The following is a 16,327-nucleotide window of genomic DNA, read 5'->3' on the forward strand; positions in this document are numbered from 1 at the left end:
TATGATATATCCTATCGCAGGAATGGTGCCGGTCACAATAACCTGGCAGCCGCGTCTTCCCAGTTTAATATACGGTCATACCCCTCTATATGGATATTGTGGGGACCTGTAAAGAGCAGTGGTTTGCCTTTGAAGAACTGGAAGTTCCTGATCAGGTCATCGATCATGTAGTCCGTTTGCACCAGGCTTTTATCGCCACACAGGCAATATTGCCGCCAGGTGAGGAAGGGAAAGTTGTCCTGCAGCCAGCTGATTTTATCCATCAGGGAATTGGGAAATTCCATGGCGGCAGATACGATGTATACCTTGTATTTTTTATTGAGTTCTGCAATGACCCTTTGGGCATCCGGGTACACCGGGAGGTCGCGAAAAAAACCGGGGGTATTGAGGTATTGGTGAATGATCCCCTTGTGTTCCGGGGGAACGGCTTCAGAGAGTGATTTGCCCCTGAGCTGGTCTTCAGAAAAGATGGTGCCGTAGTCACGATAATACCAGGAGCGGGCCTTGGTGATGGGATCAGCGATGGTTTCATCCATATCTATGGCGATAGATGGCATGTGTTGCATTCCGGAGGATTGAGTTTACGATACGATATGTACTAATATAACAAAATATCTCCGCAGGCACCATAAAAAAAGGCTTTTACCAACCGGTAAAAGCCTTTTTATGAAAGTTATTTGCTATTAATAAAGCTGTTCAACACGCCCCAGTGTACCATCTTCAGCCATACCCTCTACCACCACTCTGAATCTTCTTGTAAAGTCATTGTTGTAGAAAGAAATACGTGCTGTATGTGTCAGGGTATCTGCTACCAGGTTCGGATTCCAGTACAGTGTGAGACGTTTATCCTGCAGGATGTGGATCTCTTTACGTACGGTATAATCAGGAGCATAGAATTCTTTCACGATATCATAACCTGCCTTACGGTATTTTTCAAATCCATGTGTATCGATATCAGATTTGCTATCGCCACCACGTCTCAGGTATACCGCAATCGCACCACTGCTACCACCAAAACCACCTACGAAGGTCGGACGCAATACCTTGATGAACGCCACATCCTGGATGTTGATGTTATTCAGCATCGCCACACTGGTAGGCATTTCATTCAGGAACAGCACCGGTGAACCACCACGCCATGTCATAGCCGGAGTAGTAGGATCAGTAGTATTGATAGTCAAACCTGGTACTTTAGACTGCAGGTACTGGAAGATGCTGACAGCACCGCTCTCGCTTTTAGTCAGGTCAAATCCATAACCATCACCCTGGCTGAACATACCCGTAGTATAACGCTGCTCTACTACTTCAGCCCTGGTCAGACGTTTATCCTTTACATTATACTCCTGCAGGAAGATTGGTTTCTGCTGGATGGATCTGGTCACTGCGTTGTTTTCATTTACAGTATTCAGGAAGCTGGTCAGCACCGTGTTTTCAATTGGCTGTGGCTCTCTGAACGGATAAGGCATCACTGCGGATGACTGTGTCTCAAAGAAGTGAGGCTCAAACTTCACGTTTACATCTTTCCATGCTTTGTTCGGATCGTTTGCACGGTAAAATACATTGATGGTATCTACGAACTGCAGACGGTCTACAGCAAATTCACCTTTATCGTTGGTAGTTACAGAAGAGAAAGCGGTAGAAGTATCAACCGGCTGTTTCAGGATGAAATCTACTTTACCATTACCCAGGGGAGCAGTTCCCTTGTTCACAGTCGCAACACCTTTCAGCAGCAGACCCTGTTCATATGGATACTTGATCTCAGGCAGGTAGTTGTGCAGGATTTTCTCCCAGCTAAATCTTCTCCAGCCATTGGTCATCATCACCAGGTCCAGGCCCTGCAGGGTAGCAGGATCCATGTCCTTGAAGTACTGAGCCGGATTAGCGATATAACCTTTCAGGTCAGAAGTCATCAACAGGTTGGACAGGATGTTGTTCTGATCATCACTCAGCACTACGTTGTCTGCATCAGTGATAGATACGGATAAGCTGGTAAGCAGGGTATCAGGCACTTTTACTTCGAATACGTTTTTCTGTCTTGGCTGATTATTGAGCTTTAAGGTATTCAAAGTCAGGTTCAGACGATCAGGCTTACGTACAAATGCCAGGCGCTCTGCCAGCGGCATACCGTCGCTGTTGAAGATGGTGAACTGTACGATACCAGGAGGCAGTGCTGCAGTAGGAATGAAACCGCTCAACTGGCCTTCGGCTGAATTCAGCTTTGCTTTGTATATCACGTGTTGTTGCATCTGTGCTACAATCAACATATTGTTATATACAGGATTATCTTTGGTAGCAGGCAATGTCTGGTAGAAAATGCGCGTACCCTTGTTGAATATTTTAAGTCCCACACCCGCTGTCTTCAATGCTGGCAGCAGTACAGTTTTTTGTTGTCCTTTAGTGGTTTGAACGATAGCTTTATAAGTTTCACCTGCAACCGGTGTCAGGTCAAACATACCCATACCGTCGCGTGTTGTTTTGATCAATGCAACTGTTTCACCCTTCAGGTTCTGCACGATACCATTCACTTCGATAGGGTAACCTAACTGGTCAATCGCCTTGAAAGCAATACGACCGCCCACACCTACGATCGCATTACCCCCTTCAGGGAAGAACTGAACAGCAAAATCATTACCAGCCGGTTTAGTTGGCAGGTTGCCAGGGTGCGCAGAATCAAAGATCTCAATGTCCTTGTAGAACAGGAACTCAGGATCAAAGTTCAGCATCCAGGCAGTATAAGCACGGATCTGGTATTGACCAGCCGGCATCGTTTCCGGAACCACAAATGCACCGGAACCGGTAGCACCACCTACAGAAATAAGTTTCTTTTGAACAATCTTCCCACTCTTATCGATTAATTCTACGTACAGGTTTGTTGCAGAGAGAGAAGGTTGGCCTTGCAGCAGTACATATGCTTTAAACCAGATCGTTTCACCCGCACCATAATAATCTTTGTCTACCTGCAGATAAACTTTCTCCTGGGGAAAGCGTTTGCTGTACTGTTCTAGGGCTTGCGTAATTTTATCCTGCCATTCATCGGCGGGATAAAATGCAAGGGCTGCTGTGATGCCCATCAGACACAATGGGAGCAACCACTTTAAGCGATTTTTTTTAGATTTCACAGATTGCATGTGGAAACTTATTTGCGACAATATAGTATACAAAAATATAATATGCAAAATAATATGAAAAAATAACATATACAAAAAATACGGCTAGTGTTTTATAAACTAAATTGTTATAAACTTTCTTAGGATATTGCAGGCCGAAAACGGTTAAGAAAATATCAGTTTAACGATCAGGTATAATTAAATGAAAGACAATAGATTAGTAGTAATCGGGGGTGGGGCAGCAGGATTCTTCTGTGCAGTAAATGCCGCCAGGATGGCCAAATCACTGGAAGTCATCCTGTTAGAGAAAAGTAGCAAGCTGCTTTCAAAAGTAAAAGTTTCAGGTGGCGGAAGGTGCAATGTGACACATAATGCCCCCGATATATTATATATGTCAAAGCGTTATCCACGGGGACAGCATTTCGTAAAGAAATCTTTCGGGCATTTTTTCGTGCCCGACACCATTCAGTGGTTCAGGGAAAGAGGCGTGGCTCTCAAAGCTGAACCCGATGGGCGTATGTTTCCTGTCACGGATAGCTCCCAGACCATCATCGATTGCCTGCTCAGGGAAGCAGATAAACACCGGGTGCAGATCAGGACCAATACTGCAGTAAGCGGGCTGGAAAAGACGGCAGATGGCTGGAAAGTACTGCTGCAGGACGAGCCGCCGATCGAAACGAAATTTGTATTCGTGGCCGCCGGTGGTTATCCGCAAGCCGATAAATTTGGATGGCTGCAGGCTACCGGCCATGAGATCGTGCCACCGCTGCCATCGCTTTTTACTTTCAACATGCCGGGCAATCCCATTATCTCCCTCATGGGTGTCAGCTCCGTGGCCGCCGTAAAGATTGCAGGCACCAAACTACAGGAACAGGGCCCCGTTCTCATTACCCACTGGGGATTAAGTGGTCCCGCTATTCTGCGCACCTCTGCCTGGGGAGCAAGGGAACTGGCAGCACTGCAATACCAGTTTACAGCGATTGTGAACTGGCTGCCGGATCACAATGAAAACAGCCTGCGCGAAGATTTACAAAGTCGCCGTTTCGATCTCGGCGCACAAAAGATCTACAATAAAAATCCCTTTGGTTTGCCACAGCGCTTATGGCAATTTATGCTGGAACAATCCGGTGTGGCCGAAGAGGCCCGCTGGGCAGATCTGCCTTCGAAAGAACAGAATAAACTTATCAAACAATTGGTAGCCATGGAATGCCCCGTGAAAGGCAAGACGACCTTCAAAGAGGAATTCGTGACCTGCGGCGGTATCAAATTATCTGAAATCGATCCGAATACAATGGAAAGTAAGTTATGCCCGCAACTGTATTTTGGTGGGGAAGTGATGGATGTAGACGGTATCACCGGTGGATTCAATTTCCAGCATGCCTGGAGTAGTGGCTACATTGCTGCACAAAGTATTGCTGATAAAATGGGCTGACTGGAAAATCAGCCCCTGAAATACTAAACTAAATTAATCATCAAATCTTAAGCGTACATACACCGCTTCATAATCTTTTGTTTCGTTTTGTGATGGTGCAAAAGTAACAGCCGATGATCTATAGGGCAAAGCAATATTATTTATTATCAAATAGAGAAAATTTATGGGTGCTCCCTCAAACAAAAACGCTTTTGCCTCAGGCAAAAGCGTTTTCTATTATTAATTATTAAAAATAATTGATTCCCGGCGGATAATCTTCTTCCAATGCTTTCAGCAACCTGTCAAAATCTCCCGGATTCTTCATGAAATCCACCTTTGTCGTATCCACCATCAGCGTCTTCACCGGATGCTGTTTTATATACTGCATATACACATCCTGCAGGTTCCCCAGGTAACTATCCGGAATCGACTGCTCATAAGACCTGTTCCTGTCCCTGATATTCTGCTGCAACCTCGTAATCGGTGCATTCAAAAAGATCAGTAATTCCGGCTGCAATAACTGCGGATTAATAATATCAAACAGTTTCTGGTACAAATTATACTCCTCATCTTTCAATGTCACTTTTGCAAACAACAGGCTTTTTATAAACAGGTAATCCGATATAAAAAAGTTGTTAAACATATCCTGTGTCTGCAACATCTCTTTCAGTTGCTTATACCGCTCCGCCATAAAGAACAGCTCCAACGGGAAAGCATACTGCTGCGGCTTCTCGTAAAATTTAGGCAAAAAGGGATTATCCGCAAACTCTTCCAGTATCAGTTGCGCACCAAAATGCTTCGCCAGTCTGGTCGCCAGCGTTGTCTTACCAGCACCTATATTTCCTTCAATTGTAATGTATTTATAGTTCATCTGCCTTGCTCCTGTAACTGATATTTATGGGCGGGTAATGTATCCGGGCATGCTGCCAGCAGGGCGCTGACATCCTTATGTAAAACCGGATGAATCCAATCGGGAGAAATTTCTGCCAGCGGCACCAGTACAAACTGCCTGTTCGCCATCTGCGGATGTGGCACTTTCAGGTTCGGTAAATCAATCACCGCATCATTAAAAAAGATGATATCTATATCTATCACACGGGCTCCCCATTTCTGTTGGCGTACCCTTCCCAACTGCCGTTCTATATCCAGGACGGTCTCCAGCAGCTCCTCAGCTTCCAGGGCAGTAGAAATCTGCAAAGCCTGATTCAGGTAATCAGGCTGTTGAACATGCCCCCACGCAGCGGTTTCATACAATCCCGACTTTTTTTCAACCTTGCCCGCCCGCTTATCTATTTGCATCACAGCCTGTTGCAGGTTCTCTGTACGATTGCCCAGATTACCACCTATAAGTAATATTGCTTTATTCATGTATCTTCAACGGCCCAAAAGTAGACATAATCTTTATTTTTGGAAAAAGCAGTTTTCCTTAATCTCAAAATATGCGTAGTTTCTTTAAGATCTTTTTCGCCACCTTACTCGCACTGATTGTCGTTGGTGCTTTGGGAATCATCATTTTGCTGGGACTTATCGGAAGCACTTTGTCGGCCGATAAAGTAGTCATCTCTCCTAATGGCGTACTGGTGCTCGAAACCTCCCAGGAGTTCAGTGAACAGAAAGTAGTCAACCCCCTCAGCATGCTCACCAGGAAAGGAGACGGCGGCACCCCCGGATTGTTCGATGTGATCAGGCTGATAGACAATGCAGCCCAGGATGACAATATCAAAGGTATTTACCTGAAAACGGAAGGCAATGCCAACGGCTTTGCTACCAATCAGGAATTCAGAAATGCACTCGCCCGTTTCAAAGCCGCTGGTAAGTGGATCTATGCTTACGGCGAAAACATGAGTCAGCAGAGCTACTTCGTGGCCTCTGTCGCTAATAAAGTATACCTCCATCCCAAAGGTGGCCTTGACTTCAACGGTTTCTATTCCCAGGTGACCTTCCTGAAAGGACTGCTTGAAAAGCTGGAAATCCAGCCGCAGATCTTTTACGACGGCCGTTTTAAGAGCGCAACCGAACCCCTGCGTGAAACGGAAATGACACCTGCCAACCGCATCCAGACCAATGCTTACCTCGGTGAACTGTATAGCAACTTCCTGTACAACATAGGCCAGAGCCGCAAAATCGATACCGCTACCTTACACCAATATGCCAACGATGGCGCTATCCAGAGTGCGGACGATGCCGCCCGCCTGAAACTGGTAGATGGTCTGCGCTACGATGACCAGGTAATGGACGAAATCAAAACACGCCTGAGCCTCAGCGGTACAGACAAGGTAAACTTCGTGACACTCAGCAATTACCAGAGTGCCAATGAGCACCGTTTCAGGGACAACGATGCAAAGATTGCCCTGATCTATGCACAGGGTAATATTGTAGGAGGCGAGAGTGAGAAAGAATCGGTAATCAGTAGCGATCGTTATATCAAACTGATCAGAGAAGCCCGCCAGGACAAGGATATCAAAGCCATCGTATTCAGGGTGAATTCCCCTGGAGGTAGTGCCCTCGCTTCGGAAAGCATCTGGCGTGAGCTGACCCTGGCTAAGAAAGATAAACCAGTGATCGTATCCATGGGCGATTATGCCGCTTCAGGAGGTTATTACATCTCCTGCATGGCCGATTCCATCTTTGCAGAGCCTAATACACTCACCGGTTCCATCGGCGTATTTGCCGTAATTCCAAACCTGGGCAGCTTCTTTAAAAACAAACTGGGTGTAACGTTCGACGGTGTGAAGACCGCACAGTATGCAGACCTCGGTACCGCCAGCCGCCCAATGACCGATGCTGAAAAGCGTTTCATCCAGAATGGTGTGGATACCACTTATTCCGTATTTAAAACCAGGGTGGTAAATGGCCGTAAACTGAGCGGAGCTGTAGTAGACAGCATTGCACAAGGCCGTGTATGGAGCGGTGTACAGGCAAAGGAATTAGGACTGGTAGACCGTATCGGCGGTATCCAGGACGCCATTGCCTGTGCTGCTAAGATGGTCCATGCCGGTTCCTTCAAGGTAAAGGAATATCCTGAACCACAAGGTGGCCTGGAGAAGGTAGTAAGAAGTCTGGGTGGCGATATGCAATCCAGCATGGTGAAAAAAGAACTGGGTGAAAACTATGCACTCTACGAACAGGTGAAGAGAATCAAAGAAATGAATGGCCAGATTCAGGCCAGGATCCCCTTTGACATTGAGATCAGGTAAGATGTACACTTAAAATATCATTAAAACCTGCCCGCTGTGGCAGGTTTTTTTATACAACTTAGGTAAAACAATAGTAGTTTTACGCGATTTTTTAGCAACTAAATAGGCGTATGGCGGTGAAATACAGTCAATGGACAGCGTTGCTGGCCATGGCAAAAGCAAGTTTGAAAGCAATTTTGAGAAGTCCTTCTGCTGTAGTGTTCAGCCTGGGTTTTCCATTAGTGATTTTACTTTGTTTTGGCTTTATCGGGGATAGTACCGTATCTGTAAAAGTAGGTGTAGACAGTGCCACCGATACCCACAGCTACCTGTACCAGCAATTACTGAAGGAGAAAAGCCTGAAGCTGGTGACAGACAAGACGAATGCAGAACTGCAGTCCGAGTTGAAAAAGGGACACATTACCGCTATCCTGAAAATAAAGGAATTACCGGCCGTAGACAATATTCCTTCCAACGCAGTGCAGGTATATACTTCCACCGCTGCTGTTGAGAAAATCGGCGTTTTCAATGCAATCCTGAACGGTGTGATCCGGAATGCAGATGCAAAATATTATAGCCATGCATCAGTTGCAAAGCTGGAACCCCTCATTACCCTGCCGGGTCGTCGTTATACTACAATAGATTTTATTCTGCCGGGCTTATTGAGCTTTTCCCTGCTCAGTGCTGCGGTATTCAGCACCGCCTTCCTGTTTTATGGTTTGAGGCAGACGCTGGTATTAAAACGATTCTTCGCTACGCCTATCCGGCGCTTACATATTGTATTGGGTGAATCACTGGCCCGCCTGGTATTCCAGATCTCCGGCGCTATCCTGATCATTGCAATTGGTTATTTCTTCTTTGGTTTCACCCTGGTAAACGGGTGGAGCACCTTCTTTGAAATGCTGATCCTGACCGCACTGGGAGTAGTGGTGTTCATGGGCTTTGGCTTTGTAGTGAGCGGACTCGCCAATAGTGAGAGCACGATTCCTCTTTTTGCCAATATCATTACCCTGCCACAGTTCCTGCTGGCGGGTACCTTCGTTTCTGTAGATGTATTTCCTACCTGGCTACAATACATTTGTCGTATAATGCCGCTGACCTACCTGAATGATGCTTTCCGCAAAGTGGCTTTTGAAGGGCTGCATTTGTGGAACCTGGGGCTTGAACTGGGAGTAATTGCACTTTGGGGTGTGGTGATTTACGCGGTGGCCGTGAGGGTTTTCAGGTGGGAGTAATCATAATTTCTCCTTCAGTACTAAGATTTGAAATTTCGGCCCTCAAAAATCGCATGGGCCTGCAACCGGCTTAATGAAATCCAAACTGCTTCACTGCCTCAAAAAACCGGCAGATGCCTGCAACCGGCTTGATTAAATCCAGACTACCACATTCCCCCGAAATGATAGCCTGGGAATAGTCCCGTTTTTTTCCTAACTTTTAGGTATGCAAGCCTTTTTTATCCTCCTGGGCGCTTTGGCAGTGATCATCCCTGGGTGTTTCATAGCTAGCCTGTTTTTACCGGCTACAGTGAAGGTTGTGCGTGTCAGAGTTATACCCGCCACTCCGGCTGCCGTATTCCAACAGATCAATACAGTCCGTAACTGGGAAAACTGGTCTCCCTGGCACCAGATAGACCCTCATATGAAACTCCTGTACACCGACACCGAAAGTGGGGAAGGGGCCGCCTATAGCTGGGAAAGCGAAAACAGGCAGATCGGCAAGGGAGCCATGATGATCACCCATTCCCGGCCGGATGAGTTCATTGCCACTGATATGCACTTCATGGAGCAAAGGCTCGCCAAAGCCACCTTTAAACTGGAACCAGCCCCCGGCGGTACAACCCTCACCTGGACCATGACAGCGGAGCTGGGGCATAACCCCTTCAAAAAGTTCATGGGCCTGCTGATGGATAAATGGGTAGGCCGGGATTTTGAAAAAGGTATGGCAAATCTTGAAGCAGTATTAAAGGCACGATAATTCCCCTTTCTCCTTTCCCAAAATAGAACGAGATTTGCAACCTTAAACAGTCTGGACTTGTTCATATGCGATTAATTAAACTAGCCGTGATTAGTGCCGTCATTTTCGGCGTGCTGCTTTTCCTTATATCTCTATTATTTCCTTCCAAAGCAATTGTAGAACGTTCTGGTGTCATAGATGCCCCCATGTCTACAGTATATGCACAGTTAAATGACCTGAGTAAATGGCCTGCCTGGAATCCCTGGGCTGCTGATGAAACTGCACAGCAGAAACAATTCTCCAACCCTGCCACAGGAACGGGCGCTTACTTCACCTTCAGTGGTGTACAACACGAAGATCGTATAACCGGGAAAGTAAGTATCGAAGACAGCCACCCTGACAAAGGCATCAGGTACAAGATGACATTCAATGCGATGCGCCCTGTTGAGGCATTCTTTGAGATCAAGCCGGCAGCCGATGGCAAAGCAACTGCTATCATGTGGCGACTGGAAACCCATCTGGGATACTGGCCCTGGTGGAAATTGCGTGGTTTCCTGGCAGACAGACTTTCAGGCCCACAGCTGGAAGCAGGCCTGACCCAACTGAAAACCATCTGCGAAAACGAGAAATAACTGTTTAAAAAGATAATAAAGCCCTCTTCTGCCCAACGCCGAAGAGGGCTTTAAGTTTAATATAAAATACACAAACGGTAACGACCGCTCCCCCTTAATGCAGTAATTTTCCATAAATTTTCTATTCTTTATGAAACAATTCCTCTTAATCATTGCATTGCTGGCCTCTACAGGCAGCCTGGTATCTGCTCAGGAAAAAAAGCCGGCAAGCCCTCGTGTAACTGCTGAAGGAAAAAATGTTAAAGTTGCTTATGGTCAACCTTCCAAGAAAGGCAGGGTGATCTTTGGCGAACTGGTTCCTTACGATAAAGTATGGCGCCTGGGTGCTAACGAAGCAACTGAAATCACTTTTGCTAAAGATGGTAGCTTCGGCGGTAAAGCCGTAAAAGCAGGTACTTATACCCTGTTCGCTATCCCTGCTCAATCTGAGTGGACATTCATCCTGAACAGCGACCTGAAACAATGGGGTGCTTACAAGTATGATTCTATCAAAGTAAACAATGTACTGGAAGCAAAAGCACCGGTTACAAAAACAAAAGCACCGGTTGAAAAACTGACAATCACTTTACCCGCAGGTAAACTGGTAGTAGAATGGGATGAAACCCATGTGGAAGTACCAGTGAAGTAATGAGCAATGTATTTTATTGTAAAAGGCCGCCTCAATTGAGACGGCCTTTTATTTTTATAGGCTCCATTTAACAGATACATTCACCTGCCTGCCATCCACAGGCCCCCACAGCGGCACAAAAGAAGGATCACTCAGGGATCCCGTATATAATGGTGTATGCTTACCTTGTCTTACATCAAATATATTCTCTCCATTCAATACCAGCGTTACATGATCACCTATTTGCCTTGATACCATTGCTGCCCAGAACCAGTAGTTCGGTGCCTTCTCATTATTATACAAATACTGGTGACCATTCCAGGCACTCTCCACACCCATCCGCCATTTACGCTCTATTTCGTAAGCCAGTGTTGCGGCAAATTTATCCTGTGGTGCAAATGGCACATACACATGATCCGTTTTTGCAATCGTATGATTATAACCCAGGTACAATTCCACATCATCCAGCTCCATCCTCACATAAGTATCCGTACCCGCACTCCGCATAGGCCCAGCCTGCGTTTGCAACTCATAAAGATTATCACTTGTGAGCACAGGCAGGATCGGGTTTTTCACATAAGTATAATAGAATGCCTGGTTCAACGTGAGATCCAGTTCGCCAATCGTAGTATGATAATTTGCATCAAAGTTCAGCCCCTTGCTCCGCTCAGCCTTCAATCCCTCCGGCAGTGCAGCCAGCATCTTATAACCCAGCAATTGTGTCTGTGTTGTAAAAATAGCGGCCGTCTTATACCCCGTACCTGCACTTAACCGAATAGACAGGTCAGTGATCGGTTTATATACCATCGCCAGCCTTGGCAACAGGAACCAGCCATATACATTGTGATGATCTGCCCGCAATCCGCCTTCCAGCATCAGCTGCTTCGTAAGTTGAATTCCATCCTGTGCAAAGAAACCGACAGTATTATACGCGTAGTTAGCAATGCGGCTGCTGTCCTGGTGATCCCTCGTATACGATTCACTGGTATTGTTCATACCCAGCACTGCACCATGCCATTTATAACTCGCTTCTGTATAACTATTCAGTTGCCTGCCCTGTAAGAGGAAATCCCCTTCCGTATGCAGCAGATGATAGAGGCTGGCATTGCTCTTAATCGTCAATGCCTTGTGTGTCAGTTGTAGGTCTAAGCTATTGCGCTCACTGTTATTTTTTTCCGTATAAAATGTGCCACCACCCCTGCGTTGTTCAAAAGTGCCCTGGTAGCCGGCTGTGAATGTTGTAGATGGGTTCAGGTACCAGAAGAACTTCGGATGCACCAGGTATTGTCTCAGCTGCGGCACATCACTAAATCCGTCTTTATTCACATCCGTCGCATTCTGGTGAGTGACACCGCCAAAGAACGTAAAACCTGTCTGCCTGAATTTCTGTGAATAATAAATATTCGCATTATTCTCCTTCAGGGTACTCCTGTTCAGCAACAGATCCAGGTCAGGTTGCTCCCCCGGTGTCTTTGAAATGAAATTAATCATCCCCGCAATCGCTCCTCCTCCATACAAAGTAGATACCGAGCCTTTGATGATCTCAATCTGTTTCAAATCCAGCGGGGGGATGGCCAGTACGCCAAAATTGCCGCTTAACCCTTCGTACAGGGGAAGGCCATCCCTTAAGAGCTGGGTATATTTTCCATCCAGTCCCTGCATGCGGATGGCATTATTACCACTGATGGCCGATGTATTTTGAATATGAATGACGGAAAGATCACCCAGCAATCCTGCTACATTCCCGGGCTTAATGCCGCCTTCTTCCTGCATGTCTTCAGGGCCTAATACCTCCACTTTCATAGGCAGGTCTTCGATGCGGCTGTTAGTACGTGTAGAACTAATCACCACCTCATGAATCTGCACCACCTTACTGGTATCCTGTGCCAGGAGGCCGAGGGGGGCCAACAATATGATCAACCATGAAAACTTCATGAAACAAAGAAAAATACCAATGCTGGGGAAAATCTGGATAAAGGAGGGAATGGGTAGCATTCAAACAACAACACGAACGAAGAATGCAAATAACAAAACGACCGGTTGGATAAATTTAACGACGGGGCCTATTTTAACTACGATGTTTGTTTTAACTACGATACCTGTTTTAACTACGATACCTGTTTTAACGACGATGCCTGGTTTAATGATGATGCCTGTCCGGCCGGATAATGAAATGATGCTCCTTCTCCTTATGAATGTAATAGATCTTCAGGTGATTCGTATCAGTAATCTTCTTCACAATCGCCAGTCCTAATCCATTACTGTTTTCCAGGTTGGAGGCATTCTTCTTGAACCGCTGGAACAACTGTGTTGCAGGAATAGGAGGATATTCACTCGTATTGCAAATGCTGAACAGTTGGTCTGTCAGTTGTATGGTAATGGTACCTTTGGGATAATTATATTTAATCGCATTGCCCAGCAAATTGCTGATCAGTGTATCGGCCAGTATTGGATGTAATAATAAAGAGAGATCCCCGCTGAAATCAGTACTCACCAGCAGATCCTTATCCCTGATCAGTTCTTCAAATAAACGAAGATGCTTTTGCAGCACTGCTTTGATACTGATATTGCCTGCCGGCACGAACTGTTTATTGCCAATCTTGGCCATGAACAGCAGACTATGATTCAGGTGCGACAACCGTTGCAGGGCTTCATGCGTTTGTGCGATAGATCTCAGTTGTGCAGGCTGTAATGCTTCATCCTGGAGTAACAGTTCCAGCCTGTTTTGTGCAATGGCCAGCGGGGTTTGCATTTCATGTGCCGCATCTTCCGTCAGTTCTTTCATAATCACAAAATCATGGTAAATCCGCGTAGTGGCATTTAACAACACTTCGTTCAACCTGTTGAATTCTGTAACAGAAGTATCCGGGAAAGAAAGGTGATGCATCTGCTCCAGCTGCAACTTTTCCATCTTGTCCAGTGACTGGTAGAATGGCCGCCAGATGCTACGGCTAATCAGCCTGTTCACCAATATGGTAAACAGGAGGAGCCCGATAAAAGCCAATGCCATGACCAGCGCAATATTCTTAATCAGGTCGTCTTTTTCAATCAGCGATTTCCGGATCGTCAGGGTATAAAACCGCTCTCTGATCCGGATCACCTGCTCCAGTTGCCGGTATGGCACTTCCTTATGCTCTACCTCCTGGTATTGCATAATCGTTTTCAGGAATGGTTGTGCATCCGCAGGTCCCTGTGCAGGATGAATACTAAATTCCGGTGTTGTGATCCGGAACACCGGACTACTATCAGGAATAGAATTAAAATAAATCAGCCATTGAATCTGGTCATTCACGAGTTCTTCATCCATCTCTTTTTTCAGTTCCTTGTCAAACTGGTGATAGAGATAAATACCGCCAGCCGCCAGCAATGGCAGCATGATCAATAAGAACCAGATAGTATTTTTAGTGAGGAGTTTCATATTATTCGAACCTGTAACCCGTGCCATACACCGTTTTGATATAATCAGGTGCACCGGCATCCATCAATTTACGACGCAGGTTTTTGATATGTGAATATATGAAATCGTAGGAACCTGCCATGTCATATTCATCGCCCCAGAGGTGAGAAGCAAGGGCCGATTTGGTAATGACACGGTTTTGATTGGCGATAAAGTATACGAGCAACTGGTATTCCTTGGCCGTCAATTCTACTGGTTTCTGGTGTACCAGCACTGATTTGGAAGCAGGAATCACCTGTATATCCTGGAAAATAATACTGGTATTACCGCCAAAATGCTTGCGGCGTAGCAGGGCATTGACCCGTGCACTCAGTTCTGATAAATGAAAAGGTTTGGTGAGATAGTCATCGGCACCCAGGCCCAGACCATTAAGTTTATCCTCCAGGGAGTCTTTGGCGGAGATGATGATGATGCCGGCATCGGAGCGGATCTGTTTCAGTTCCTTCACGATATCCAGTCCGCTGCCATAAGGTAGGCCGATATCGGCAATTATACATTCGTATTCTGCATCGTTGATCTTCTGAATGCCTTCCCGGAAGTTGACTGCTACTTCACAGATGTAGCCCTGTTTGCCGAGGTATTGTGCTATTGATTCCTGTAGTGCCTGCTCGTCTTCGATGATAAGAATGTTCATACCTAAAAGATACAAAAAAAAATGGGGCCCTGCTTATAGTGCAGGAAGCCCCGTTTTAATATTCGCTTTGAGATCGCTTAGAATAGAATACAAGCCGAAGTAGGTTCTGTTCACATACAGGCTGTGCCTGGACCCTCGCGCCACTTTCGATTCTTTCACTTCTTTCAGATTGGCTACATAATCCATGTAAGCGTAAATCTCCTGGAAATAACGTTCATCCCCAAAATCAAATTCAGGCAATGTAAACGGCAGCGTGAGCATATCAATCATCTTCTGGAACAGGGTGGAGAAAAAGGCAATCTCCTTGTCCGAGTCCGAGGGATGAATCATTTCCAGGCTGGTATAAATTTGCTTCCTGCGCACATCGTCTTTCAACACTTCTTTATCCGTCAGCAGGAAGTAATTGACATAAAAATCTTCCGGTATTTCCTTGATACAACCAAAGTCGAAGATGCCGATCGTACCGTCTTCCCGCATGAGGAAGTTGCCCGGATGCGGATCTGCATGCACCTTTTTCAGTTGATGTACCTGGAACTGGTAGAAGTCCCACAGCGCCTGTCCAATCTTATTCCTGGCCTCCTGGGATGGGTTTTTGAGCAAAAACTCCTTCAGGTGATAGCCCTTCAGCCAGTCCATAGTGATGATCTTCCCGCTCGAGAGCTCCGGGTAATACTGCGGAAATACCAGGTTAGGAATGTGCGCGCACAGGGTCGATACTTCCACTGAGCGCTGCAGTTCCAGTTTATAATCCGTTTCTTCCAGCAGCTTGCTTTCAATCTCCTCAAAGTACTTGTCCATATCCACCTCGTTCATGCCCACAATGCGCATGGCAAAGGGCTTCACAATGCGGAGGTCAGACTTCACACTGCTGGCTACCCCCGGGTACTGGATTTTTATAGCCAGTTCTTTGCCCCATTTGGTAGCTTTATGTACCTGCCCGATGCTGGCGGCATTCGCTGCCTTTACATCGAAGGTATCGTACAGTTCTGCTGGCGTTTTGCCCAGGGTCTTGACGAAGGTATTGATCACCAGCGGACCGGAAAGGGGAGGAGCGCTGTATTGCGACATGGCAAACTTATCGGTATAGGCTTTGGGCAGCATGCCCTTATCCATACTCAACATCTGCGCTACTTTCAGTGCACTGCCTTTCAGGTTGCTGAGTGTATCGTAAATGTCTTCCGCATTGTCAGCATGGAGCTCTTCCCTGCTGATATTCGGATCAATCAGTTTCCTGGTATAGTGTTTCAGGTAATTGGTTCCAACTTTCAATCCTGTGGTTACAAACCGACTCGCTCTTTCCACTTTTCCCGTAGGAATATTAGTTTGCTCTTTCATTACCTTTTATCTCCT

General features: G+C 46.2%; 14 protein-coding genes. 6 read left to right on the forward strand and 8 right to left on the reverse strand.

Features of this window, described 5'->3' with window-relative positions; genetic code table 11:
* Positions 1 to 32 precede the first annotated feature (32 nt).
* Both DXN04_RS32605 and DXN04_RS32610 read right to left on the reverse strand, forming a co-directional pair.
* Positions 33 to 566: a 5' nucleotidase, NT5C type gene (locus DXN04_RS32605; RefSeq protein WP_199415192.1), complete on the reverse strand. Its 534-nt coding sequence runs from the start codon at positions 564 to 566 to the stop codon at positions 33 to 35.
* A 117-nt stretch (positions 567 to 683) separates the two neighbouring features.
* Positions 684 to 3,128, reverse strand: coding sequence for an MG2 domain-containing protein (locus DXN04_RS32610; RefSeq protein WP_116857622.1), 2,445 nt, complete (start codon positions 3,126 to 3,128; stop codon positions 684 to 686).
* A gap of 181 nt (positions 3,129 to 3,309) precedes the next feature.
* Here DXN04_RS32610 and DXN04_RS32615 point away from each other — a divergent pair, with 181 nt between their 5' ends.
* Positions 3,310 to 4,539 (forward strand): BaiN/RdsA family NAD(P)/FAD-dependent oxidoreductase, encoded by a 1,230-nt coding sequence (locus DXN04_RS32615; RefSeq protein WP_116857623.1) that lies wholly within the window; start codon positions 3,310 to 3,312, stop codon positions 4,537 to 4,539.
* Positions 4,540 to 4,765: 226 nt separating this feature from the next.
* On the opposite strand, the gene DXN04_RS32620 is transcribed toward DXN04_RS32615, so the two are convergent.
* Together DXN04_RS32620 and folK are read right to left on the reverse strand one after the other, a co-directional pair.
* Positions 4,766 to 5,389 (reverse strand): deoxynucleoside kinase, encoded by a 624-nt coding sequence (locus tag DXN04_RS32620; RefSeq protein WP_116857624.1) that lies wholly within the window; start codon positions 5,387 to 5,389, stop codon positions 4,766 to 4,768.
* Positions 5,386 to 5,886 carry a 2-amino-4-hydroxy-6-hydroxymethyldihydropteridine diphosphokinase gene (gene folK, locus DXN04_RS32625; protein ID WP_116857625.1) on the reverse strand — a complete coding sequence of 167 codons (501 nt, stop codon included), beginning with the start codon at positions 5,884 to 5,886 and terminating at the stop codon, positions 5,386 to 5,388. Before folK ends, DXN04_RS32620 begins: the two co-directional genes overlap by 4 nt.
* Positions 5,887 to 5,957: 71 nt before the next feature.
* Here folK and sppA point away from each other — a divergent pair, with 71 nt between their 5' ends.
* The 5 genes from sppA (at position 5,958) to DXN04_RS32650 (ending at position 10,907) form a co-directional block, all read left to right on the forward strand.
* Positions 5,958 to 7,715 (forward strand): signal peptide peptidase SppA, encoded by a 1,758-nt coding sequence (gene sppA / locus DXN04_RS32630; protein ID WP_116857626.1) that lies wholly within the window; start codon positions 5,958 to 5,960, stop codon positions 7,713 to 7,715.
* Positions 7,716 to 7,825: 110 nt separating this feature from the next.
* On the forward strand, positions 7,826 to 8,929 hold the full coding sequence (locus DXN04_RS32635) for an ABC transporter permease (RefSeq protein WP_116857627.1): 1,104 nt from the start codon (positions 7,826 to 7,828) through the stop codon (positions 8,927 to 8,929).
* A gap of 205 nt (positions 8,930 to 9,134) precedes the next feature.
* Positions 9,135 to 9,668, forward strand: coding sequence for an SRPBCC family protein (locus DXN04_RS32640; RefSeq protein ID WP_116857628.1), 534 nt, complete (start codon positions 9,135 to 9,137; stop codon positions 9,666 to 9,668).
* 65 nt (positions 9,669 to 9,733) lie between these two features.
* Complete coding sequence (locus DXN04_RS32645) at positions 9,734 to 10,279, forward strand: SRPBCC family protein (RefSeq protein ID WP_116857629.1); 546 nt, start codon at positions 9,734 to 9,736, stop codon at positions 10,277 to 10,279.
* 130 nt (positions 10,280 to 10,409) lie between these two features.
* Complete coding sequence (locus tag DXN04_RS32650; RefSeq protein WP_116857630.1) at positions 10,410 to 10,907, forward strand: DUF2911 domain-containing protein; 498 nt, start codon at positions 10,410 to 10,412, stop codon at positions 10,905 to 10,907.
* A 54-nt stretch (positions 10,908 to 10,961) separates the two neighbouring features.
* Here DXN04_RS32650 and DXN04_RS32655 read toward each other — a convergent pair whose 3' ends face one another.
* The 4 genes from DXN04_RS32655 to DXN04_RS32670 all read right to left on the reverse strand — a co-directional run bounded on the left by DXN04_RS32655 (position 10,962) and on the right by DXN04_RS32670 (position 16,312).
* A complete protein-coding gene (locus tag DXN04_RS32655; protein WP_158569276.1) occupies positions 10,962 to 12,821 on the reverse strand; it encodes a TonB-dependent receptor plug domain-containing protein in 1,860 nt (619 codons plus the stop codon).
* Between the two features lie 205 nt (positions 12,822 to 13,026).
* Positions 13,027 to 14,331, reverse strand: a complete 1,305-nt coding sequence (locus DXN04_RS32660) for a sensor histidine kinase (protein ID WP_158569278.1) — start codon at positions 14,329 to 14,331, stop codon at positions 13,027 to 13,029.
* Positions 14,306 to 14,977 carry a response regulator transcription factor gene (locus tag DXN04_RS32665; RefSeq protein WP_116857633.1) on the reverse strand — a complete coding sequence of 224 codons (672 nt, stop codon included), beginning with the start codon at positions 14,975 to 14,977 and terminating at the stop codon, positions 14,306 to 14,308. Before DXN04_RS32665 ends, DXN04_RS32660 begins: the two co-directional genes overlap by 26 nt.
* A 33-nt stretch (positions 14,978 to 15,010) precedes the next feature.
* Positions 15,011 to 16,312, reverse strand: coding sequence for an ABC1 kinase family protein (locus DXN04_RS32670; protein ID WP_116857634.1), 1,302 nt, complete (start codon positions 16,310 to 16,312; stop codon positions 15,011 to 15,013).
* Between the last annotated feature and the right edge of the window lie 15 nt (positions 16,313 to 16,327).

The sequence above is a fragment of the Chitinophaga silvisoli genome (genome assembly GCF_003412465.1).
In the GTDB taxonomy this organism is placed as follows: domain Bacteria; phylum Bacteroidota; class Bacteroidia; order Chitinophagales; family Chitinophagaceae; genus Chitinophaga; species Chitinophaga silvisoli.